Source organism: Cellulomonas algicola (assembly GCF_003851725.1).
In the GTDB taxonomy this organism is placed as follows: domain Bacteria; phylum Actinomycetota; class Actinomycetes; order Actinomycetales; family Cellulomonadaceae; genus Cellulomonas; species Cellulomonas algicola.
On the sequence record NZ_BHYL01000055.1, the window covers coordinates 1 to 1,679 of the forward strand.

A 1,679-nucleotide genomic window follows, 5' to 3' on the forward strand; every position below is an offset into this window, starting at 1 on the left:
GCCCCCCCCCCCCCCCCCCCCCCCACGGCCCGGCGGCCGAGGGGGCCAGCCCCTAGCGCCGGCCGCCCATCGCGTCCCGCAGGACGACGAAGACGTCGGTGTTCGGCTGCGACCGTGCGAGCCGCTCAGCGCTCGGTCCCTCCGCCGTCAGCGGCGTCGCGCCACCGGTGTGACCGCTCGTCGTCCAGTCGACCGTGAACTGCAGGTCCGTCCCGGCGACGGGGAACGGCCCGTCCTCGAGGCTCTGCAGCACCTCGGCCGACGTGCTCGCGGGGTCGCCGCTCTCGTCGTCCGCGTCGACGTTCTCGATCGCCAGCCCGCCGGTCTCGTGGTCGCCGACGACCACGACGAGCGTGCCCGGGTGCCGCTTCGCGAACGCGTGCACGACCGCGACCGTCTCGTCGAGCGCCTGCCCGGCCTCGAGCGTGAGGCCCGCGTTGTTGGCGTGCGACATCTCGTCGACGCCCTCCTCCTCGACCATGAGGAAGAAGCCCTGCCGGTCGCGCGAGAGCACGTCGAGCGCCTTGCGCGTCATGTCGACGAGCGGCACGACGGGCGCGTACTCGTCGCCCTGGCCCTCGGGCGCCTGCTCGAACATCTCCTCGTTGGCGAACAGCCCGAGGATCCGCGGCGCGCGCGTCGCGGCGAGCTCGTCGGCGGTCGTCACGTACGCGTAGCCCGACGCCTGCGCGCGCTCGACGAGGTTGCCCTGGTCGCTGCGGCTGACCTCGGGCCGCGGGTCGGCGGGGTCGTCGGGGTACGCGCCCTCGTCGCCCGCGGGGTACCACCAGTCCTCGCCCCCGCCGAGGATGACGTCGGGCCGCGACTCCTCGATCAGCTGCCGGGCGATCTCGGTCTGGTCGCCGCGGTCCGGGACGTGCGCGCCGAACGCGGCGGGCGTCGCGTCGGTGACCTGGGCGGTCGTGACGACGCCCGTCGACTTCCGCAGCGACTTGGCGTGCTCGAGCAGGGTGCGGACGGGGTTGCCGTCCACGTCGACGCTGACCGCGCCGTTGTACGTGCGGACGCCGGTCGCGAACGCGCTCGCCGCGGCGGCGGAGTCCGTGACCGCCTCGTCGGGGTCCAGCGAGTCCGTGTGCGTCCACCCCGCGTAGCGCAGCGAGTCCATCGCGGTCTCGCCGTCCTTGCCGACCGTGCTGAGCCGGATCGCCTCGCGCGCCGCGATGCTGAGGCCGTCGCCGACGATCAGCACGACGTTCTTCGCCGTGCGGGAGGAGCCGCCGCGATCACCGCCCGTGACGTCCTGGTCGCCCGTCGTGAGGCCGCTCGTGACGAGCCCCCCGGTCGTCAGGCCCGCCGCGATCGCGGCCGCCCCGCCTGTCGCCATCCACCGTCGTGCGTGCGTGCGCATGGTGCCCCCTCGAACCTCGTCGTCCTCGGATGAGCCGGGCCCGTCCTCGGACCCGAAGCGCCCATGCTGGGCCGGATCTATCCGTCGCGCATCCGCTGCACGTCGGGTGGCGCGGCCGGCGGGGCGCCGGACCACGACCGCCGACGCGGAGAGCGCAGCGTCGAGTCCGACGCCGGCACCGTGCCGTCGAGCGGCGGAGGTCGCGCCGGCGCCGGGCGTCGCGTCAGGCGGGCAGCACGCGCGCGAGCAGGTCGCGCGCCTTGCCCGGCGCGGCCCCACCCCTGCGGGCGGCGACGTCCGCCAGGCC

General features: G+C 75.6%; 1 protein-coding gene. It reads right to left on the reverse strand.

Translation table 11 applies throughout. The features are described 5' to 3' along the window. Positions 1-52: 52 nt before the first annotated feature. On the reverse strand, positions 53-1,372 hold the full coding sequence (locus tag CTKZ_RS04120) for an alkaline phosphatase (protein WP_225916479.1): 1,320 nt from the start codon (positions 1,370-1,372) through the stop codon (positions 53-55). Positions 1,373-1,679 lie beyond the last annotated feature (307 nt).